At 72.1% G+C, this 20,922-nt stretch carries 19 protein-coding genes; 7 read left to right on the top strand and 12 right to left on the bottom strand.

The window, feature by feature from the left end:
- Positions 1 to 74 precede the first annotated feature (74 nt).
- On the bottom strand, positions 75 to 2,753 hold the full coding sequence (gene dnaB / locus ACA514_RS31340) for a replicative DNA helicase (RefSeq protein WP_375044862.1): 2,679 nt from the start codon (positions 2,751 to 2,753) through the stop codon (positions 75 to 77).
- 337 nt (positions 2,754 to 3,090) lie between these two features.
- Between dnaB and ACA514_RS31335 the strand changes: the two genes are divergently transcribed.
- Positions 3,091 to 4,410, top strand: a complete 1,320-nt coding sequence (locus tag ACA514_RS31335) for an MATE family efflux transporter (protein ID WP_375044861.1) — start codon at positions 3,091 to 3,093, stop codon at positions 4,408 to 4,410.
- On the opposite strand, the gene ACA514_RS31330 is transcribed toward ACA514_RS31335, so the two are convergent.
- Positions 4,352 to 5,026, bottom strand: a complete 675-nt coding sequence (locus tag ACA514_RS31330) for a TetR/AcrR family transcriptional regulator C-terminal domain-containing protein (RefSeq protein ID WP_375044860.1) — start codon at positions 5,024 to 5,026, stop codon at positions 4,352 to 4,354. The genes ACA514_RS31335 and ACA514_RS31330 overlap by 59 nt on opposite strands.
- Before the next feature lie 86 nt (positions 5,027 to 5,112).
- On the opposite strand from ACA514_RS31330, the gene ACA514_RS31325 reads away from it, so the two are divergent.
- Both ACA514_RS31325 and ACA514_RS31320 read left to right on the top strand, forming a co-directional pair.
- Entirely contained in the window at positions 5,113 to 6,621 is a 1,509-nt protein-coding gene (locus ACA514_RS31325) for an FAD-dependent monooxygenase (protein WP_375044859.1), read from the top strand.
- A 78-nt stretch (positions 6,622 to 6,699) separates the two neighbouring features.
- Positions 6,700 to 6,888, top strand: a complete 189-nt coding sequence (locus ACA514_RS31320; RefSeq protein ID WP_375044858.1) for a hypothetical protein — start codon at positions 6,700 to 6,702, stop codon at positions 6,886 to 6,888.
- A 31-nt stretch (positions 6,889 to 6,919) separates the two neighbouring features.
- Here the strand turns inward: ACA514_RS31320 and ACA514_RS31315 are convergent, their stop codons facing one another.
- The 6 genes from ACA514_RS31315 to ACA514_RS31290 form a co-directional block, all read right to left on the bottom strand.
- On the bottom strand, positions 6,920 to 7,792 hold the full coding sequence (locus tag ACA514_RS31315) for a peptidoglycan recognition family protein (RefSeq protein WP_375044857.1): 873 nt from the start codon (positions 7,790 to 7,792) through the stop codon (positions 6,920 to 6,922).
- 254 nt (positions 7,793 to 8,046) lie between these two features.
- Positions 8,047 to 8,493 carry a 50S ribosomal protein L9 gene (rplI, locus tag ACA514_RS31310; protein ID WP_375044856.1) on the bottom strand — a complete coding sequence of 149 codons (447 nt, stop codon included), beginning with the start codon at positions 8,491 to 8,493 and terminating at the stop codon, positions 8,047 to 8,049.
- A gap of 17 nt (positions 8,494 to 8,510) precedes the next feature.
- Positions 8,511 to 8,747, bottom strand: a complete 237-nt coding sequence (gene rpsR / locus ACA514_RS31305; protein ID WP_344262668.1) for a 30S ribosomal protein S18 — start codon at positions 8,745 to 8,747, stop codon at positions 8,511 to 8,513.
- A 79-nt stretch (positions 8,748 to 8,826) separates the two neighbouring features.
- A complete protein-coding gene (locus ACA514_RS31300; RefSeq protein ID WP_375044855.1) occupies positions 8,827 to 9,420 on the bottom strand; it encodes a single-stranded DNA-binding protein in 594 nt (197 codons plus the stop codon).
- Positions 9,421 to 9,457: 37 nt separating this feature from the next.
- Entirely contained in the window at positions 9,458 to 9,748 is a 291-nt protein-coding gene (gene rpsF, locus ACA514_RS31295; protein ID WP_151540987.1) for a 30S ribosomal protein S6, read from the bottom strand.
- Between the two features lie 191 nt (positions 9,749 to 9,939).
- A complete protein-coding gene (locus ACA514_RS31290; protein WP_375044854.1) occupies positions 9,940 to 10,104 on the bottom strand; it encodes a hypothetical protein in 165 nt (54 codons plus the stop codon).
- 257 nt (positions 10,105 to 10,361) lie between these two features.
- On the opposite strand from ACA514_RS31290, the gene ACA514_RS31285 reads away from it, so the two are divergent.
- From ACA514_RS31285 to ACA514_RS31275, 3 genes are all read left to right on the top strand, one after another.
- Positions 10,362 to 10,670: a hypothetical protein gene (locus ACA514_RS31285; RefSeq protein ID WP_375044853.1), complete on the top strand. Its 309-nt coding sequence runs from the start codon at positions 10,362 to 10,364 to the stop codon at positions 10,668 to 10,670.
- Positions 10,671 to 10,729: 59 nt separating this feature from the next.
- The gene (locus ACA514_RS31280) at positions 10,730 to 11,497 is read left to right on the top strand and encodes a deoxyribonuclease IV (RefSeq protein WP_375044852.1); all 768 of its coding nucleotides are present in this window, start codon (positions 10,730 to 10,732) and stop codon (positions 11,495 to 11,497) included.
- A gap of 238 nt (positions 11,498 to 11,735) precedes the next feature.
- Positions 11,736 to 12,122, top strand: coding sequence for a DUF4190 domain-containing protein (locus ACA514_RS31275; protein ID WP_375044851.1), 387 nt, complete (start codon positions 11,736 to 11,738; stop codon positions 12,120 to 12,122).
- Between the two features lie 22 nt (positions 12,123 to 12,144).
- Here the strand turns inward: ACA514_RS31275 and ACA514_RS31270 are convergent, their stop codons facing one another.
- On the bottom strand, positions 12,145 to 12,612 hold the full coding sequence (locus ACA514_RS31270; protein WP_375044850.1) for a barstar family protein: 468 nt from the start codon (positions 12,610 to 12,612) through the stop codon (positions 12,145 to 12,147).
- Between the two features lie 164 nt (positions 12,613 to 12,776).
- Here ACA514_RS31270 and ACA514_RS31265 point away from each other — a divergent pair, with 164 nt between their 5' ends.
- Entirely contained in the window at positions 12,777 to 13,703 is a 927-nt protein-coding gene (locus ACA514_RS31265) for a MerR family transcriptional regulator (RefSeq protein WP_375044849.1), read from the top strand.
- Positions 13,704 to 13,707: 4 nt separating this feature from the next.
- On the opposite strand, the gene ACA514_RS31260 is transcribed toward ACA514_RS31265, so the two are convergent.
- From ACA514_RS31260 to ACA514_RS31250, 3 genes are all read right to left on the bottom strand, one after another.
- The gene (locus tag ACA514_RS31260; protein WP_375044848.1) at positions 13,708 to 15,165 is read right to left on the bottom strand and encodes a glycosyltransferase family 87 protein; all 1,458 of its coding nucleotides are present in this window, start codon (positions 15,163 to 15,165) and stop codon (positions 13,708 to 13,710) included.
- A gap of 137 nt (positions 15,166 to 15,302) precedes the next feature.
- Positions 15,303 to 17,681, bottom strand: coding sequence for a transglycosylase domain-containing protein (locus ACA514_RS31255; protein WP_375044847.1), 2,379 nt, complete (start codon positions 17,679 to 17,681; stop codon positions 15,303 to 15,305).
- 736 nt (positions 17,682 to 18,417) lie between these two features.
- Entirely contained in the window at positions 18,418 to 20,895 is a 2,478-nt protein-coding gene (locus ACA514_RS31250; protein ID WP_375044846.1) for a transglycosylase domain-containing protein, read from the bottom strand.
- Between the last annotated feature and the right edge of the window lie 27 nt (positions 20,896 to 20,922).

Raw genomic sequence — 20,922 nt, 5'->3', positions numbered from 1 at the left:
GCCCGGCGCTGTCCGCACGCCGGACAGCGCCCTCGGGATTGTCGCCGGACGGGTTCCCGCCGGGCATGGACCCGCTACTGGGCCATGTCGACGAAGCGGCTGTAGTGGCCCTGGAATGCCACCGTCACCGTGGCGGTCGGGCCGTTACGGTGCTTGGCCACGATCAGGTCGGCCTCGCCCGCGCGCGGCGACTCCTTCTCGTAGGCGTCCTCGCGATGCAGCAGGATCACCATGTCCGCATCCTGCTCAATCGAGCCAGACTCACGCAAATCGGACACCATGGGCTTCTTGTCGGTGCGTTGCTCGGGGCCTCGGTTGAGCTGCGACAGCGCGATGACCGGGACGCCGAGCTCCTTGGCGAGCAGCTTCAGCGAGCGGGAGAACTCCGACACCTCGACCTGGCGGCTCTCGACGCGCTTGCCGGACGTCATCAGCTGCAGGTAGTCGATGATCACCAGCCGCAGGTCGTGCTGCTGCTTCAGCCGCCGGCACTTCGCCCGGATCTCCATCATCGACATGTTCGGCGAGTCGTCGATGAACAGCGGCGCCTCGGCGACCTCGCTCATCCGGCGGGCGAGGCGCGTCCAGTCCTCGTCCTGCATGGTGCCGGACCGCATCGCGTGCAGCGCCACCCGCGCCTCCGCCGACAGCAGCCGCATCGTGATCTCGTTGCGGCCCATCTCCAGGCTGAAGAACGCCGAGGTCAGGCCGTGCTTGATGGACGCGGCGCGGGCGAAGTCGAGCGCCAGCGTCGAGTTGTGCGTCGGGATGCAGGACCGCCCGGCCAGGTACATGTGGTCGGCGTTGTCGACCTGGACGCACCGCACCGGCACGCTCGGGACCGGCCGCACGTCCACAATGTGCCGCACCCGTGCGTCGCCGTGGACGGCCGTGCGCTGCCGGCCGGCCTTGTGCGGGGACCGGAACACCGTCTCGTGCGGGGTGAAGCCGATCTGGTGCATCGGCTCGCCCGCCGGGTCGAGGGTCCGGGTGGCGCGGTGGCCGAGGCCCAGGACGAGCTCACCGATCCCCTCGGCGAGCCGTGCGGAGGGGACGACGACGTGGACGCGGCCGTCGGGCGAGGTCTTTCCGCAGACGTCGAGGAGGCCGGCCAGCAGCGCGCGGCGCTGGGCGATGGACGCCCGCAGGTACGCGGCCGGGACGTGCCTGCCGTCCAGCACGCCGAGGTCGGCGAGGTGCCCGCGCAGCCCGGGCAGCCGGTAGCAGCCCGGGAAGGGCTCGGGGACGACCGGCTGGCCGGCCAGTTCGATCTGGGCGAGGACCGCGCCGTCGAGGCAGGTGATGGCCTCGTCGCCGTCCTCCCCCGCGCCGAGCCACGCGCCGAGGACGTAGGGGTCGACGGGGAGGTCGGCCTCGGGCAGGTCGAAGGCCCCGGCGACCTCCACGGCGTGGACGAGACGCCCGCCGCGGCGCACCGACGCGAAGATCTCCTCGGTCGTCCGGATCCCCGGCCGTGCCGAGTCCCGCGCGCGCTCCCGCTCGCCCTCGGCGGCGCAGGCGGCGCTGACGTTGCGCTCGCCGGCGCGGCGAGGACGCGCGGGCGACCACGAGGTGCAGGCCTCGCTTCGGGCACCGGACGTCCGCGACCACACGCCGGTCGTGCGCGAGTGGCGGGCACCGCCGACGAGGTACGCCTCCGTCTTGCCCGCGCCGACGCCGGCCGTGACCAGCCGCGCCCCCTCGAAGGCATGCCGCTCATGGTGATCGAGGAAATCCTGGGCGCCGCCGCGACGGTCCTGCGGGGTGTCGCCCGTGGCGGGCCGTCCGCCGCCCGCCGGGCCCTCGTCGCCACCGGTGCGTCGCGCCCCGTGCGCTCGGTCACCGCGGCGGTCCACTGGACCGTCGCCGGTGATGGTGCGCCACTGGTGCTCGGCGTCGGCGACGATCACTTCGCCGTCGGAGAACTCGACCTCGTAGCAGGGGCGGCCGTGCATGACCTCGGTGGCCGCGACGACGCGGGTCGGCTTCCCGTCGGCTCCGATCAGGTGGTCGCCGACCTGGACCCGGCCCATCGTCGTCCATCCCGCGGGGGTCGGGAGCGGGGTGTCCAGCCCCAGTGCCTTTCCCATCGCGGGGCGGGCGGCGACGACGATCATCTGGCCGGGGTGCAGGCCGTTGGTGAGGGCGTCGAGGTCGGCGAAGCCGGTGGGGCAGCCGACCATCTGGCCGCCGCGGCTGCCGATCGCCTCGATCTCGTCGAGGGCGCCGGGCATGATCTCGCTGAGCGCCACGTAGTCCTCGCCGGCGCGCTTCTCGGCGATGGCGAAGACCTCGGCCTGGGCGCGGTCGAGCACCTCGTCGGCGTCGGCGCCGTCGGCGGCGTAGCCCATCTGGACGATCCGGGTGCCGGTCTCGACCAGGCGGCGCAGCACCGAGCGCTCGTGCACGATCTTGGCGTAGTAGCCGGCGTTGGCGGCGGTGGGCACCGAGGAGATCAGCGTGTGCAGGTAGGGGGCGCCGCCGATGCGGCCGATCTCGCCGCGCTTGGTGAGCTCGCCGGAGACGGTGACAGCGTCGGCGGGGTCGCCGCGGCCGTACAGGTCGAGGACGATGTCGTAGATGATCTGGTGCGCGGGGCGGTAGAAGTCCTGGGTGCGCAGCACCTCGACGACCTCGGCGATGGCGTCCTGGGAGAGCAGCATGCCGCCGAGGACGCCCTGCTCGGCCGCGATGTCGTGCGGTGGGGTGCGTTCGAACTCCTGCTCGTGCGGTCCGAGCTCGGTCACGCTCACCTGGCGCACCCCCTTTCCCTCGCGGCCGCCGGGCGCCCCGTCCGCCCATCGCCGACCGTTCATCCCACGTCTACCTCAGGCGTCCGACATTCTCCCGAGCCCACGCGGTCCAGAGCAAAGCGTCCTGTGGACGAACCTGTGGAATACCTGTGCAGACACGCGGGACACGTTGTGCACGACCTGTGGACAACTCTGGGGAAACTCCGTTCGCCGCCTTACCGGTACCGTCGTGAGCTGCGGTAACGCCGTCCACCGGGTGTGGGGGAGAGAAAGTCGGCGGATCCGGGTGCTGTAAGGTGTGAACTTCTTTGAAGTCTTACAGAGGCCGGAGTGCGCAGTGCTGAGGTTCCGGGCGAGCGGGCATGACCGGGAGATCCTGCGCCTGGCGGTGCCGGCGTTCGGCGCGCTCGTCGCCGAACCGCTGTTCCTGCTGTCCGACTCGGCGATCGTGGGCCATCTCGGGACGGCGCAGCTCGGCGGGCTCGGCGTCGCCGGGCAGGCGCTGAACACGCTGGTCTACCTGTGCGTCTTCCTGGCGTACGGCACGACGGCCGGGGTCGCGCGGCAGATCGGCGCGGGGGACCGGCGGGCGGCGGTCCGGCAGGGCATCGACGGGATGTGGCTGGCGGTCGCGATCGGCGCGGTGCTGATCGCGGCGGGCTGGCCGCTCATCCCCAACATCGTGGACGCGTTCGGCGCGTCCGCCTCGGTGACGCCGTACGCGGAGACGTACCTGCGGATCAGCCTGTTCGGGATCCCGTCGATGCTGGTGGTGCTGGCCGGTACGGGCGTCCTGCGCGGCCTGCAGGACACCCGGACGCCGCTGGCCGTCTCGATCGGCGGGTTCTCGCTGAACCTGCTGCTCAACGCGGTGTTCGTGCTGGTGCTCGGGTGGGGGATCGCCGGGTCGGCGTGGGGCACCGTGCTCGCGCAGACCGGCAGCGCGGCGGTGTACGTGGCCGTGGTGCTGCGGGGCGCGCGGCGGGAGGGCGCGCCGGTCCGCCCGGACTGGGCGGGGATCCGCACCTCGGCGACGGCCGGCTTCGGGCTGCTGCTGCGGACGGCCGCGCTGCGGATCGTGCTGATCGTCGGGACGTCGATCGCGGCGCGGATGGGCGACGCGGAGATCGCCGCCTACCAGGTCGGGTTCCAGGTGTGGACGCTGCTGGCGTTCGCGCTGGACGCCATCGCCATCGCGGGGCAGGCGATCACCGGCCGGTACCTGGGCGCGGCGGACGTGGCCGGGACGCGGGCGGTCACCCGGCGGATGGTCGGCTGGGGCGTGGTCTGCGGGGTGGTGTTCGGGCTGGCCGTGCTCGCGGTGCGGCCGTGGCTGCCGGACCTGTTCACCTCGGACGGCGACGTCCGGCATCTGCTGCTGGTGTCGCTGGTGCTGGTGGCGGTGCTGCAGCCGGTCGCGGGCGTGGTGTTCGTCCTGGACGGGATCCTGATCGGCGCGGGCGACGGCGCGTACCTGGCCGTGACGACGCTGGTGGCGACGGTCGTGTTCCTGCCGGCGGCGCTGCTGCTGTACGGGGCGGACGCGGGGATCGCCGGGCTCTGGGCGGCGATCGGCCTGTGGATGGGAACGCGGCTGGTCACGCTGGGGCTGCGGGCCCGGGGCGACCGGTGGATGGTGACGGGCGCCGTCCGGTAGCGGCCTCGCGGGCGGCGAGCCGCGCGCGCATCCCGTCGAGGAGGAGCCCGAGCCCGTATTCGAAGGCGTCCTCGGATCCCTGGACCTCGGCGACGGCCTCGGCGAGCAGGTCACCGGCGGGCGGCGCGCCCTCCAGGCGGTCGAGCCCGTCGTCGTCGCGGCCGAGCCCCGCCTGCTCCTCCAGGACGGCTCCGCCGATGTAGTCGGTGAGCGCGAGCATGTTGAGCAGCGCCTCGCCCGGCGTGAACCCGGCGTCGCACATCACGCGGAGCATCCCCTCGATCGCGGGTCCCCGGTCGGCGGTGGGGCGGCTGCCTGCGGCGAGGCGGACGGCGTCGCGGTGGGCGCGGTAGCCGTTGCGCAGGTGGCGGGCGCGGTCCGCCAACCAGTCGTCCCATGACTGGCCCGGACCAGGGGCGTCCGGCCCGTACCCCTCGACGGCCATCATCGAGACCATCTCGTCGAGAAGCTCCTGCTTGTTCTTGAAATGCCAGTAGAGCGCGGGCGCCTGCACACCCAGTTCGCGGGCCAGCCGACGCAGGCTCAACCCGTCCAGGCCGACCTCGTCCAGCAGGCGGACGGCGGTGCGGACGACCTCGTCCCGCTCCAGCTTCACCGGTTCCCCTCTCCTCCGGGTTGACAGCTTAACAGCGTTAAAGGCATCCTTAACAGCGTTAAATTTAACGCCGTTAAGGAGGAGCCATGCGGCAGGAGCGCACGGACGTCGTCATCTCCGGCGCGGGGCCCGTCGGCCTCGCGCTGGCCGTCGAGCTGCGGATGCACGGCGTCGAGGTGGTCGTCCTCGAACGGCTCGCCGCGGTCGACCGGCGGGTGAAGGCGGGCGCCATCCACGGGCGCGCCGCCGAGATGCTCGACCGGCGCGGCCTCACCGAGGCCGTCGCGCGGGTCCAGCGGGAGGTCCTGGCCGGGCTCGGCAAGCCCCCGCGGCACCGCGGCACGGGCGGCGGACCGGTGGTGCGCGGCCACTTCGCCGGGATCTGGGCGCTGCGCGAGACGCCCTACCCCGCGGCGGGCCTCACCATGATCCCGCAGGACCGGCTCGAGGAGGTGCTCGCCGAGCACGCCGCCGGGCTTGGCGCCGCCATCCGGCGCGAGCACGACCTCACCGGCTTCGAGCAGGACGGCACCGGCGTCACGGTGACCGTCGACGGCCCGGACGGACGGTACGAGCTGCGCGCCGGGCACCTCGCCGGCGCCGACGGCGGGCGCAGCCGCGTCCGCAAGCTCGGCGGCTTCGCGTTCCCCGGCACGGACGGCGTCATCACCGGCCACCAGGCCCTCGCCGACCTGGACGACCCCGGCTTCGCCCCGCCCGGCTGGACCCGCTTCCCCCGCGGCCTCATGGTCAACGGGCCGATGCCCGGACGGCTGCTCATGGTCGAGTTCGGCGGCCCGCCCGCCGACCGCGACGCGCCCGTCACGCTGGAGGAGGTGCAGGCCGCCGCGCGGCGGATCACCGGCACGCGGGTCACGCTGCGGTCGGCGTCGTCGCTCACCCGCTTCACCGACAACGCGCGCCTGGCCGGCACGTACCGCGACCGGCGCGTCCTGCTGCTGGGGGACGCCGCGCACGTGCACTCGCCGTTCGGCGGGCAGGGCCTGCTGCTCGGCCTCGGCGACGCCGCGAACCTCGGCTGGAAGCTCGCGCTGGTCGCGCGCGGCGAGGCGCCGGACGCCCTGCTCGACACCTACACCGAGGAGCGGCGGCCGGTCGCGGAGCGCGTGCTGGACAACACGCGCGCGCAGGTGGCGCTGCTCCAGCCCGGCCCGCACGTGGACGCTCTGCGCGAGATCGTCACCCGGATGCTCGACCACGACGACGCGAACCGCTACCTCACCGGCCTGATCACCGGGACGGACGTGCGGTACGACCTCGGCTCGGCACAGGACCTCGTCGGCCGCTGCTACGCACCGGAGACGACCGTCCGGACGTCCGGCGGCGAGGTGCGGCTCGCCGACCTCCAGCGGTCCGGGCGCGGGCTGGTCATCGCCGCGGACGGCGCGCACGCCGCCGAGGCGGCGGACTGGGCCGGCCGCGTCGACGTGGTCGCCGGGTCCTGCGACCTGGCGCCGGGCGCGTCGATCCTGGTGCGGGCGGACGGGTTCGTCGCGTGGACGTCCGACGACCCGGCGCCGCTCGGCGGCACGCTGGCCCGCTGGTTCGGCGCCGCGCGGGTGCCCGCGGCCTGAGGTCCGGCGCCGCGCGGGGGAGGCGGGGATTTCTGGAAGCGCACCCGTCTCCCCCGCCCCACTCGCTACTATTCGAACATGTGTTCCACCCATGGCGAGCGGATGGCCCGGCTGACGCAGGCGATCGAGGACCTGGCGGCGGAGGGCCTGGCCGGGCTGCCGCCGGAGACCCTGGTGGAACGCGTCGCCGGCATCTGGTCGCTGGTCGAGGGCCTCGACCCGGAGATCGCCCGCCGCCGCACCCGCTACACGACCCCCGACACCTGAGCGCGGCCCCGGCCGCGACTCCCCGGCCGGGTCACCAGTTCAGGTTGAGCAGTCCCGGCCAGTCGTCGCCGTCGTCGCCGTGGTAGTAGTCGTACGGGTTCCCGCCCTGCCCGTCGCCCGAATCGTTCGGCTTCGGCGGTGCCTTCGGCTTCGTCTTCGGTCCCCCGCCCGACGAGCCCTCCAGCCGCGCCGCGACCGCCCGGCGCAGCGTCGGCAACCGCGAGTACAGCACATCGCCCGGACACGAGGTGCTGTTGTAGTCGCGGTGCCCGACGATGGCCTCGGCCGGGTCGAGGTCGTACGCCCGGCAGAGCCACACGCACACCTCCGTCAGCGAGGACCACAGGCGGCCCGGGACCGCCTTCTTCATGTAGGTGCCCTCGTTCTCGATCCCGATGGTGTGCTCGTTGTTGTGCAGCACCTGCGCGCCGACCACCAGGTCACCGTCCCGGACGGAGGCCAGGCTCCGGTTGCGGCCCTCCATCACGAAACCGCCCCGGCTGATGGTGAGGTGCTGCCCGCAGTCGTCCCAGCCCCGCTTGTCCATGTGGAAGTTCTGGATGTAGCGCGACAGCCCGAACGCGTGCGCGACCGTGAGGTCGTTGGAGTTCGCCGTGTCGGTGTGGTGCACGACGATGTGGTCCGGCGCGCGGCCGAGGACCCTGCCCGGGCGCTTCGGCGACCGGGCCCTCCACTGGGCGCGCGTGTAGACGCGCGGGGCGTCCGCGGTGAACAGGGGCGCGTCCGGCGCCGCGTCCGCCGTCGCCGTGCCCTGGAACGGTGATCCGAACGCCAGGACCTCCAGCAGCCCCGCGCCCACCACGCCGCCGATGACCGACCGGCGCGTCACCGCCGTCCCGTCGCGTTCCCGGCCGGCCGCGCCGTCCCCCGATTGCGCGATCAACACCGTCCCCCTTCGCCCCGCGATGATCTGATCACGGAACGTCATGGCCGCTCAGACGATCACCCAAACAACGGGCGGTTCAGGGACGTTTCACATGAAACCCAGAGAGATCCGGGAGGGGTTGGCCCTGTTCTTGTGCAAGAGATTGCGGGGACCTGAGGCGACGCGGACCGGCGGCGCACGTCCGGCCGGAAAGCGGAACGACCCCCGCGTCCGGGTTGATCCCGGTACGCGAGGGTCGTTCGAAAAGCGGGTCAGGCCTCGACGACGTTCACGTCGATCGTGGCGTTGACGTCGCTGTGCAGCCGGACGCTCACCCGGTGGGTGCCGACCGTCTTGATCGGGTTGCCGATCTCGATCCGGCGGCGGTCCAGCTCGGGACCGTCGGCGGCGCGCACGGCCTCGGCGATGTCGGCGGCGGTCACCGCGCCGAACAGCCGGCCGTTGCTGCCGGTGCGGGTGCGCAGCGTCACGCGCAGCGCGGCCAGCTGGCCGGCGACCTCCTTGGCGTGCTCGACGGTCGCGATCTCGCGGGCCGAACGCGCCTTCTTGATCGAGTCGATCTCCTTCTCGGCGCCCCGGGTCCACTTGATCGCGAACCCGCGGGGGACGAGGTAGTTGCGGCCGTAGCCGTCGCGGACCTCGATGACGTCACCGGGCTCGCCGAGCCCGGAGACCTGCTGGGTCAGGATGAGCTTCATGTTCGTTACCCCCTGCCTCAGCGCGCGGTGCTGGTGTAAGGCAGCAGCGCCATCTCGCGGGCGTTCTTGATCGCCACGGCGACGTCCCGCTGGTGCTGGGTGCAGTTGCCGGTCACCCGCCGGGCCCGGATCTTGCCGCGGTCGGAGATGAACTTCCGCAGCAGGCCCGTGTCCTTGTAGTCGACGTAGGAGATCTTCTCCTGGCAGAAAACGCAAACCTTCTTCTTCGGCTTGCGGGGAGGTGGCTTCGCCATCGTGGTGCTCCTTTGGGAGAGCCCCGCTCACGCGGGAATGGACGTGGAAATGTCGTTGGTCTTGCTGTTCAGGTGCCGGTCAGAACGGCGGGTCGTCGGAGAAGCCGCCGCCGCCCCCGCCGCCGCCACCGCTGGTGGCCCAGGGGTCGTTGGCCTGGCCGCCCTGCTGGGCGCCGCCGCCGCCGAAGCCGCCGCCACCGCCCTGCTGGCCGCCGCCACCGAAACCGCCGCCGCCCTGGTCACCGCCGCCGAAGCCGCCGCCGCCACCCTGACCGCCGCCGCCGAATCCGCCACCGCCGCCGCCCTGCCGCTGGGTCTTGTTGACCTTGGCGGTGGCGTTGCGCAGCGACGGGCCGACCTCGTCGACCTCGATCTCGAAGACGGTGCGCTTCTCACCCTCGCGGGTCTCGTACGAGCGCTGCTTGAGCCGGCCCTGCACGATCACGCGCATGCCGCGCTGCAGGGTCTCGGCGCAGTTCTCGGCGGCCTGCCGCCAGACGTTGCACGTCAGGAAGAGCGCCTCGCCGTCCTTCCAGTCGTTGCTCTGGCGGTCGAAGAACCGCGGCGTCGACGCGATGCGGAAGGACGCGACCGCCTGGCCGCTGGAGGTGAAGCGGAGGTTCGGGTCCTCGACGAGGTTCCCGACGATCGTGATTACGGTGTCGCCTGCCATAGAGCTCGCTCCGGCTGGTGTGAGGGCTGAGCCGGGCTCAGTGGACCTCGGGGCGGATGACCTTGGTACGGAGGATCGACTCGCTCAGGTTGAGCTGCCGGTCGAGCTCCTTGACCGTGGCAGGCTCAGCCGACAGGTCGACCACCGCGTAGATGCCTTCGGACTTCTTCTGGATGTCGTACGCCAGACGCCGGCGGCCCCAGACGTCGACCTTCTCGACGCTGCCGCCGCCGTCCTTCACGACCTTCAGGAACGGGTCGAGCGCCGCGTTCGCGGTGCGCTCGTCGATGCCGGGGTCGAGGATCGCCATCAGTTCGTAACGACGCATGCTGTGTCCCTACCTCCTCTGGACTGGCGGTCACGGTCTCTCCGTGACAGGAGGGCTCTTGCGTCTCCCGCGGCGGCGCCGGACCCAGATTCGCCGGGCGCACCTGCCACGAGACCGGTACAGGCTACCAACAGTCGGCAGCGTACGAGCCTGTTCCGGGCGGCCCCGCGGACCCGCGGGGCCGCGGACCGCTAGCGCCGGGCGGCCGGATGGCCGGCCGTGCTGCGGCGCCGCCGGTCGAGCTCGGCCATGATGTCGGCCATCCGGGCGCGCATGCGCGCCGTCTGGGTGGTCAGCATGGACAGCTCCTCGACGAGCTCCACGTCGCCGACGACCCCGAGTTCGCTGGAGTTCATCGCCTCGCCTCCGCTCCCCGGCCCGCGCGGGCCGGCACGCTCTCCCTCACGGTTCGCGCTCCTCCCGGATCCGCGGCGGCGGATCCCGACCGGTGTTCTCGAATCCATGTTCGACCGTACCGGGTGCCGCCGACATTTCCGAGCGCCGCCGCCGGTTGATCTTCGGATCGGCTGGGCATTCCTTTACGCACATGGTCCGTCCGGTCCCGCGCTCACCATGCGTCCCGCGCGGGCACCACGAAGTGAGGGAGGTCCGGATGCCAGAGGAGGTAGCCGGGACGAGGCACGCGACCGCCGGGAGCAGCGCGGAGGCCGAGAGCCACCGGCTGCAGGACGTCCTCGCCGTCGCGTCGTTCACCCTCGGGATCGCCGCCCTCGTCCTCGGCGGCGGCGTCCCCGCGGCCCACTTCGCCGGCCTGGTGGTCGGCGTGATCGGCCTGCCGCTCGCGCTCGTCTCGCAGATGATCTCGGCGACGACCAACGAGCGCTGGCTGAACGTGATCGGCATGGTCGGCTCGTTCGTCGGCGCCGGCTTCGCGATCAGCCACGGCGGCTTCTCCCTCTGACCGAGCGGTGAAGCGCGTTGCGGGGCGAAACGTCCGACCGCGCGGATAACCTCGGTGCCATGCGCATCGGAGCCCACGTCGACCAGACCGACCCGCTCGCCAACGCCCGCGCGGTCGGAGCCGACGTCGTCCAGTTCTTCCTGGGCGACCCGCAGGGCTGGAAGAAGCCCGTCCTGCCGGCGGGCGTCGAGGCGCTGGAGGGCTCCGGCGTGGACGTCTACGTGCACGCCCCGTACACGATCAACGTCGCGACGTCCAACAACCGGATCCGGATCCCGAGCCGCAAGAACCTCGCCCAGCAGCTGGAGGCGGCCGCGTCGATCGGCGCGAAGGGCCTGATCGTGCACGGCGGGCACGTGCTGAAGGACGACGACCCGGAGACGGGCTTCGAGAACTGGCGCAAGGTGTTCGAGCGCACCGAGTGCCCGATCCCGGTGCTCATCGAGAACACCGCGGGCGGCGGCAACGCCATGGCCCGCAGGTTCGACCGGATCGCCCGGCTGTGGGAGGTGCTGTCGGGGGTCCCCGCGCTGGAGGACAAGCTCGGCTTCTGCCTCGACACCTGCCACGCGCACGCCGCCGGCGAGGAGCTCGTCGACGCCGTCGACCGGATCAAGGCCATAACCGGCCGCATCGATCTCGTGCACTGCAACGACAGCCGGGACGCCTTCGGCTCCGGCGCCGACCGGCACGCCAACCTCGGCAGCGGCAGCATCGACCCCGAGCTGATCCTGACCGTGGTGCGGGCCGCGGACGCGCCGGTCGTGGTGGAGACGCCCGCCGCCGGCCAGGCCGGCGACATCGGCTGGCTGCGCGAGAACCTCTGACGGCGCCGGGCCCGGCGTCGCGCCCGCACCGGGGCCGGGCGCTCGAGCCGGCCGCGCACCCTGGCAGGATCAGGCCATACGTGGAACCGCGGCGGCCCGCCGGGCATCCAACCTCAGTGACGGCCGGCATGGCGACAAACGCGCAATGTCCCGTCACACTGGCATAATCCGGAACCCAGCCCATCAGCGCACGTGCGTCCACCCGGCGGCGGGCGCGCGAACCGATCGGGAGCCCCCCATGGCCCAGCCCCCGTACGATCCCTACGGCTACGGCTCGAACGACCCCTACGCTCCCCAGCCGTACTCGCAGCCGGCGGTGCAGCACCACTACTACGGCGGCGGATCCGGCCCGACCGGCCGCGGGACCAACGGCATGGCGACCGCGTCGATGGTCCTGGGACTGGTCGGCTTCGTCAGCTGCGGCCTGACGTCCGTCCTGGCGATCATCTTCGGGCACGTCGCCCAAGGCCAGATCAAGCGGACGCACGAGGAGGGCTCGGGCATGGCCCTGGCCGGCCTGATCCTCGGCTACATCGTCACCGCCGGCTGGGTGATCTTCTGGATCTTCTACGTCTGGCTGTGGGCGATCATGTTCGGCAGCGCCGCGAGCACCAGCACGTACTGAGCGTCCGGCCGCGTGCGCGCCGTCACGCCAGCCGGGGAACGCCCGCCACCTCCACGCCCACGCTCGCCAGGAGCACCACCATGGGCGTGGGGGTGTCCTGCCAGGCCTTGACCGCGCCGCCGAAGACGTCCAGGACGGTCCGGAACGCGGCCTGGTCGCTGTCGGCCAGTTCGGCCCACGACTCGTACAGCACGAGGTAGCCGTTCTTCGTCGGCGTCCAGGACAGGTCGGAGAGGCAGTCGTCCAGGGCGTCCCAGTTGCCGCCGAACCAGTCGGGGAACTCGAAGACCTCCGCGCACAGCCGCAGGAACGCGTCCTTGCCGTGGACGCGGCGGCCGTCGAGGTGGAAGCCGCGCCAGCCGGCCTCCTCCGCCCGCTCCGTCCAGGACGCGTCGCCGACGGCGCCGGGGACGGCGGGCGCCCGCCACTGGTAGACCCCCGGCCGCAGCCGTCCGGCGAGCAGTTCGTCCAGTGCCAGATTCGCGTCCACGTCGTCTCCCGCCGGTCGTCCCCCTCGCGGGCGGGAACACCGAGGCCGCGCGCCCCGCCCGCCGCGATCATCCCCGGCATTCGCCTGCGGAATCCTCGCCTCGCCGCAATCGTCCCGGCGAACGGCTTGAGTCTCCACCGGCTGGAGCCCGCAAGGTGGAGGACATGGACGGCGACACCCTGTACACGATCGGGGATCTGGCCCGGCGGACCGGCCTGCCGGTCCGCACGATCCGGTTCTACTCCGACTCCGGGGTGGTGCCGCCCACCGGCCGGTCGCCGGCCGGCTACCGGCTCTACGACATCGCGGCGGCCACCCGCCTCGACCTGGTCCGCACGCTGCGCGACCTCGGCGTCGACCTGGAGACCGTGCGGCGGGTGCTGGCCCGCGAGATCACCGTCGGCGACGTCGCGGCGGCGCACGCCGAGGCGCTCGACGCGCAGATCCGCACGCTCCGGCTGCGCCGGGCCGTGCTGCGCGCGGTGGCCAAGCGCGGTTCCGCCCCCGAGGAGGTCCAACTGATGCACAAGCTCGCCAAACTGTCCGACGAGGAACGCAACCGGATCATCACCGCGTTCGTCGACGAGACCTTCGCCGGGCTGGAGGTGAACCCCGATTTCGCCGCGAAGATGCGCGCGGCGCTGCCGGAACTGCCCGACGACCCCGCGCCCGAGCAGGTCGACGCGTGGGTGGAGCTGGCCGAACTGGTCGGCGACCCCGACTTCCGCGCGGCCGTCCGGCGGATGGCGGAGTTCCAGGCCGAGGAGTCCGCGCGGGGCGCGGCCCCGGAGGGCATGGCGGAACTGACCGGGATCACACTCGCGAAGGCGGGCGCGGCGATCGAGAACGGGATCGACCCGGCGTCCGACGCGGCCCGGCCCGTCGTGGACGAGCTGGCCGCCGCCTACGCCGGCGCGTTCGGCGAGCAGGACGGCCCGGACTTCCGCGCCCGGCTGCTGCACCGGCTGGAGGTGGGCGGCGACCGGCGCGCCGAGCGGTACTGGCAGCTGCTCGCCGTGATCAACGGCTGGCCCGTCCCGCCCTCGATGGTCCCGGTGTTCGAGTGGTTCCTGGCGGCGCTGCGCCGCTGACGCCTCAGCCGGCGGGGGCCGCGGCGGCGCCCGTGCGCAGGTGCCGCGCGCCCCGCCACCGGCGGAGCGAGACCACGTCGTCCACGCCGTCGAGCACCCCGCCGGCCGGATCGTCCTCGCCGCCCGTCCGCACGATGTCGCCGGACGGGCGCAGGACGTCCCACACCACCAGCACCGCCATCGCCAGCACGGTCACGAACCGGGCGAGCAGCGCGATGGTGTACACGTCCTGGCTGATGCCGCCCTCCGGCGCGTCCAGGTGCAGCGCCGCCGACAGGGTCGACGACAGGTCCGAGCCGGGCACCTGCAACGACACCGACAGCAGGTACCACCAGATGCCGAAGAAGTAGAGGATCTCCCCGACCTGCCAGACCAGGAAGGCCGGCAGTTTGGGGCGCGCCAGGACGGCGAGGGGCAGCAGCCACAGCACGTACTGCGGCGACCAGACCTTGTTCGGCAACATGAACGCCACCAGCACCAGGAACATCAGCTGCGGCAGGCGGGGACGGCGCGGCGCCGCGAGCGCGAGCACCGCGATCCCGGCGGCGAGCACCAGGAACGTTCCCGTCCCGGCCAGGTTCAGCTGGTCGGTGTCGGCCGCCACGTCCGACAGCCCGTGGTCCTGGAGGACGAAGAAGATCGAGCCCCAGTCGATGCCGCGCTTCTGGCTGAAAGAGTAGAACTCCACCCAGCCGTCCCACGCGAACACCATCACCGGCACGTTCACGACCAGCCAGGCGCCCGCGGTGCCCGCGAGCATCCGCCCCATCGCACGCCACCGCCCCGCGCGGACGCACAGCAGCACCAGCGGGCCGAGGAACAGCAGCGGATAGAACTTCGCCGCGACCGCCAGCCCGAGCAGCGCGCCGGCCAGCGCCGGCCTGCGCGACGACCAGGCGGCCAGCGCCAGCGCGGACAGCGCCACCGCGAGCAGGTCCCAGTTGATGTACGCGGTGAGCAGCAGCGACGGCGACAGCGCCACCATCAGCCCGGCGCGCAGCGACCGCCGCCCCGCCGCGTACGCGGTCGCCAGCACCGCGACGACCGCCAGGACGGCCAGCAGCAGCGCGGTGACGTTGTAGAACGCCATCCCGCGCTCGTCCACCCCGAACGGCCGGACGAGCCACGCGACCAGCTGCATGAACCCGCCGCTCAGCACCGGGTACTCGACGTGGTGGATGTCGGAGCCGGTGAACGAGTCGAAGTAGGGGACCTTCCCGTCGTTCAGGCCGCGCACGTAGTACAGCGGGTACACGTCGGTGTAGCAGGCGCGCGTCGTCGTCTTGATGAAGTCGAACTTCGCCGAGGCGCACGGCTGCTTCTGCAGCCACCCCAGCGCGCACACCACGGCGGCCGCACCCGCCAGGACGGGCGCGAGCCGTGCCAGCCGGCCGCGTTCCCCGGCCGGACCCGTCCCGGTCGCGGCGCCCGCCATCGCGACCCTCTCAAAAGACGACGACATGGACAGCAGACTATTGGTCGGCGCGCAAAGAGCACGCCCGCGCACCGCCCGCGCGTCCGGACGTCCGGGAAACCCTCGGGAAAGCGGAACGGCCCGGAGCCGCCGGGCTCCGGGCCGTTCCGTTCATGCGCTCGCGCTCAGTTGCCGGTGCTCCCGTTCGGCTCCTGGCCTCCCGGGTCGTCCGTCTTGCAGGCGTCGTTGTTCGGGTGCGTCCTGCACCATCGCTCCAGCGCCTTCGGGTCGGTCGGCGGGAGGTTCGGGTTGCAGCCGAGCGGCATGCCCATGCTGTTGCAGGGCTGGCCCGTCGCCGGAGACGTCGGCGTGATCGACGGGTTCGGCGACCTGGTGGGGCAGGGCTGCCCGTTCTGCTGCTGCCCCTGGCCGTTGCCGTTGCACTTCGGCGAGTTCGTCGCCGACGGGGAGGTCGTCGGCGACGTCGTCGGTTCGGGCTTCGCGACCGCCCACGGGGCGACGGTGCCGCCGTTGACCGCCGGCGGGAAGGGCGTGATCTCCTTGCCCTCGAGCGCCTTCGTCATGACCATCTTGAACAGCTCGGCCGGGACCGTACCACCGTAGACCTGGCTGTACCCGCCGATGCCGACCAGGGACTTCTGGGTCTTGCCGTCCTTGGTCGACCGCCACATCGCGGCGGCCGTCACGTACTCGGGCGTGTAGCCGACGAACCAGGCCGACTTGTTCTGCGACGACGTACCGGTCTTGCCGGCGACCGGACGGGCGCCGAGGCTGGCCCCGGTACCGGTGCCGTGCGTGACGACCCCGCGCATCGCCTCCGTGGCGTCCGCCGCGACACCCGAGCTGAAGACCTGGGTCTCCTTCTTGCCCCACGGCTCCTTCTTCACCGGCTTGCCCGCGTCGTTCACGATCGGGTTGCCGTTGGCGTCCGTGATCGACTGGATCACGTGCGCCGGCCGGTGCACCCCGCCGGCGGCGAACGTCTGGTACACCGACGCCATCGTGACCGACGTCGCGGTGATGACGCCGAGGGGCAGCGAGGTGTAGTTGGCGTTGAGCCCCTCGGTGTTCCCCGGGATGCCCATCTTCTTGGCCATGTCCACCACCTTGTCCAGCCCGACCTTCTGGCCGAGGTCGACGTAGGCGGTGTTGATGGACTTCGCCGTCATCTCCTTCAGGTCGAAGACGCCGTTCTCCGACCGGCTGTCGTTGGTGAACGGCGTCCCGTTGATGACCCGCCGGTAGTGGCCGTCCAGCGTGGTCTTCAGGCTGACGTCGTTGTCCAGCGCGGTCGCCAGCACGACCGGCTTGAACGACGAACCGGGCTGCACCAGGCCCTGGAAGGAGTCGTCGAACTGCTGCGTCTTGTAGCTCGGGCCGCCGTAGGCGGCGACCACCCCGCCGGTCTTCGGGTTCACCATGGTGAGGCCGAAGTGGATGGTGCTGTTGAAGTTCTTCTGCGCCTTCAGCTCCTTGACGGCCGTCGCGGTGTAGTTCTGCAGATCCTTGTCGAACGTGGTCGTGATCCGCAGCCCGGCGGTCTGGACGCGCTGCTTGGAGATGCCGAGCGTCGCGAGTTCGGCGATGACACGGTCGGTGAGGTATCCCGCCTGCCCCGTGTCCTTGATGTCGCTCCACTTCTCCTGCGTCTGCGGGAACTTCGCCTTGGCCTTCTCCTCAGGCGTGATCCACTGCTTCTTCTCCATGCCGGAGATGACGTAGTTCCAGCGGGAGATGAGCGCCTGCTTCGCCGGGTCGGAGTCGGAGCCGTAGGACTTGAAGTAGGTCGGCCGCTGGATCATCGCCGCCAGCAGCGCCGCCTGCGACGGGTTGAGCTTGTCGACGGTCGTGTGGAAGTAGGCGCGCGCGGCGGCCTGGACGCCGTAGGCGTCGCGCCCGAAGAAGACCGTGTTGAGGTACTGCTCGAGCACCCAGTCCTTCGACTTCTCGTTGCCCATCCGGACGGAGATCAGGATCTCCTTGAGCTTGCGGCCGACGGTCCGCTTCTGGCTCAGGCCCTGGTAGTAGTTGCGGGCCAGCTGCTGGGTGATCGTCGAGGCGCCGTTGACGTCCCCACCGCTCGCGGCGCGGTACAGCGCCCCGGCGATGCCGCTCGGGGAGATGCCGGGCTCGTCGTAGAACTCGCGGTCCTCGGCGGCGAGCACCGCGTGCTGGACGGTCTTCGGGATCTTGGCGAGCGGCAGGATCTCGCGGTTCATGCCGACCCGCGCGATCGTGGACTTCCCGTCGGCGTAGCTGATGACCGACGCCTGCTTGGTGACGTCGGCCTGCTTCGCCAGCGGGATCGGGGTGTTGGCGTAGGCCACCCCGACCAGCGTCGCCATCCCGAGGATCCCCACCGTGACGACCGCCGTGACGATCTTCCAGTTCGGGACGTACCTCCGCCAGCCGGTCTTCTGCGGCTTGTCCTTGCGCCGTCCGCGCCGGCCGCTGCGTCCGCCGCCGTCCCCGCCGAAACCGCCCGGGCCACCGGGACCGCCCGGGCCTCCAGGACCGCCCGGGCCGCCGGGGCCCGTCCGCATCCCGTTCGGCGGCGCGGCACGGCGCCGCCCGCCGGGACCGCCGGGTCCACCCGGCCCGCCGGGACCGCCGGTCCGCGCGGGGCCCGCGCCCCGCCCGCCCGGCCGTGCCCCGGGCCGCGGCGCGGCCCTCCCGGGCGTCGGCGCGCCCATCTGCGACCCGCGCGGTGCCCCCTGGGCTCCGCGCGGCATGCCCTGAGCCCCGCGCGGCGCACCCTGGGGCGTTCCCTGGGGGCCGGGGCGGGGGGAGCCCCTCCTGGGAGGGGGGCCCTCTCCGTATTCGGGTCCGTAACGGCTTGGGTTGCTCACGCGACCTCATCAACTGGGGTACGGCTTTGCGTCGTCCGAGCGTACTGCTCACCCGGAGGCGTGGGGGGCGGGGGAGGAACGACGCCCTCCCCCGTCCCGGACGAACGCACTGGAACGTGCCCGTTGGGTCCGGGATGTCCGGACCGTCGGCGGGCGGGGCCGCACCGGCGGGACGACCTGCCCCGCCGTGCCGCGGCCCGTCCCGGCGCATCGGGTCGCGTGACGTCCGCCGCCGCGCCGCACGGCGTTCCGCGGACATGGCTCATGTCACACCCCGATCCGTCGAGGGGCTCGGTGGGCATGGCCGGGGCGGACCGGGTCCCGTCCCCCTGCGGACGGGTCCCGGCCGTCGGCCATGAATACGTGCGCGGACGGCCCCGCCGGTTCAGTCGCGGCCGGTTCAGGCTCTGCCCGTTCATTCGCGGCCGGTTCATTCGGGCGGTCTCGTCAGCGGGAGCAGCGGTGTCACCGCCGCGCTGTTCGGCTGGTTGCCGCCGCCCCGCTGCTTGCGGCAGGCGGGGTCGCCCCGGTGGATCGTGCACCACCAGGGCGGCGGCGGGTTGCTCGGCGGTTTGTTCGGGTCGCAGTCGGTCTGGAACGGCGTCTGGCACGGCTGCCCGTTGCCCTGGCCGCCGCCATTGCCGTCGCCCTTGCAGCGCGGGTCGTACTTGCCGATCGGGGTGTTGCACCACGCCGGCCTGTCGTCGTGCTTCTTCTTCTTGGGCGGCAGCTTCGCCCACTTCTGCACGATGCCGCCCCACACCGGGTTCGGGAACGGCTCGATGTCCATGCCCCGGGTCGCCTGCGCCATGTAGGACCGCCAGATGCGGGCCGGGATCGTCCCGCCCTCGACCTCGCCGATCTGCGGCAGGACCACCGACTTCTTCTGGTGGTCCGGCCCGAGCTTGTCGTTGTACATCGTCACCGCGGTCGACACCTGCGGGACGAACCCGATGAACCACGACGACACGTTCCGGTCGGTGGTACCGGTCTTGCCCGCGGCGGGACGCCCGTCCGGCAGCGCCGCCGCCGTCGCCGTACCGCTCTTGATGACCTGCTGCAGGGCGTACGTCGCGTCCGCCGCCACCTTCGCGTCGAACACCCGGTGGGACTCGATCTTCGGCCTCAACCGCACGGTCCTGTTGTCGCTCTGCTTGACGACCCGGATCACGTGCGGCTTGTGGAAGACGCCGCCGTTGGCGAACGCCTGGTAGCCCGCCGCCTGCTCGATCGGCCGGATGCTGTTCACGCCGAGCGCCAGGTTGAGCTGCTTCCGGTACGGGTCGAGCAGGTCCGAGGCGACGCCCGCGTCCTTCGCCGTCTTGATCGTCTCCGGCACCCCGACCTTCGCGATCAGCTGGATGAACGCGGTGTTGACCGACTCCTTCAGCGCCGTGACCAGGTCGACGGCCGGCGCGACGTCGTGGCTGTTCGGCACCACCACCGCGCCGGCCGTCCCCTTCGGGACGACGTTCCCGGTGGCCGGGTCGATCGGGGACTTCGACTTGCCCACGACCATGCTCTTGAGGCTGTAGTTCTGCTTAAGCGCCGTCGCCAGCACGTACGGCTTCATCGCCGAACCCGCCTGCGCCGACCCGCTCCACACGTTGTCGAACGCCTGCTGCAGATAGTCCGGCCCGCCGTAGAACGCGACGACCTCGCCGTTGGCGGTGTTCACCGACACCAGCCCGACGCGGATGCCCTTCTTCGCGAGCTTCCTCGGGTTCACCTGCGTGACGGTGTGCTCGGCCGCCTTCTGGGCCATCGCCATCCGCTTGCGGTCGAACGTCGTGTAGACCCGCAGGCCCTTGGTCGTCAGCTCCTTCTGGTCGATGCCCTGCCGGCGCAGCTCCTCCTTGGCGCGCATCAGCATGTAGCCGCGCTGCCCGCCGTACAGCTGGTCGCCGGTGCCGGCCTCCTTCACCTCCGGCATGCGCCGCATGTACTTGTCGGCGTCGGCCTGCGACAGCTTGCCCATCGAGACCATGCCCTTGAGCGTGTACTGGTAGCGGCTGGTCGCGTACGCCTTGTTGGCCTTGTCGGCCGGATCCTTGTTCGCGTCCTGGATCATCCCGCCGAGCGTCGCCGCCTGGTCCGGCTTGAGCTGCCACACGTTGACGCCGAAGTACTCGCGGGACGCGGCCTGGATGCCGTAGGTGTCGCGGCCGAAGTAGATCGTGTTCAGGTACAGCTTGAGGATCTCGTCCTTGGACCGGCTCTTGTCCAGCTTCACCGCGATGAACAGCTCCTTGAACTTCCGGCTCATCGTCCGGTTGTTCGGGTCGGAGTAGTAGTTCTTCGCCAGCTGCTGGGTGATCGTGGACCCGCCGCCGTGCCCGCCGGTCAGGTTCACCCACACCGCGCGCCCCGTGCCCTTGACCGAGAACCCGGGGTCGCTGCGGAAGCTCCGGTTCTCCGCCGCGAGCACCGCGTCCTGCACGAACGTCGGCACCTGCTTCAGCTCGACGCTCTGCCGCTTCTTGCCGATCCGGCCGATCTCGGTGCCGTTGGTGTAGTAGAAGATCGACGCCTGGTCCTCGACGCCCGCCACCGTGGGCTCCTGCGGCGTCGGCGTGTTCGCGTACGCCACCCCGATCATGGTGACGACGCCGGCGATGCCGAGAAGGAAGACGCCGGTCACGACCTTCCAGGACGGGAGGAACCGCCGCCACCCCGTGGTGCGGGACCGCAGGTGGTCGACGAAGCTCTTCTTCCCCGGACCGCGCCCCGGCCCGCCGGGACCACCCGGCCCGCCCGGCCCACGGGGACCGCCTGGGCCACCGGGACCGCCCGGGCCTCCCGGCTTGCCCGTGCCGCCGCTGCGGAACTTGGCCAGCACCCCGCCGATCGCGCCGAGAGCACCGGCCGCCCCCGCGCCGCCCGCGGCCGAACCCGCGCGCCCCGGCACACCGCCGACGGCGGGGCCACCGGGCCC

Source organism: Actinomadura sp. NTSP31 (assembly GCF_041951385.1).
GTDB classification, from domain to species: domain Bacteria; phylum Actinomycetota; class Actinomycetes; order Streptosporangiales; family Streptosporangiaceae; genus Spirillospora; species Spirillospora napierensis.
This window is presented reverse-complemented; position numbering and strand designations above follow the sequence as displayed.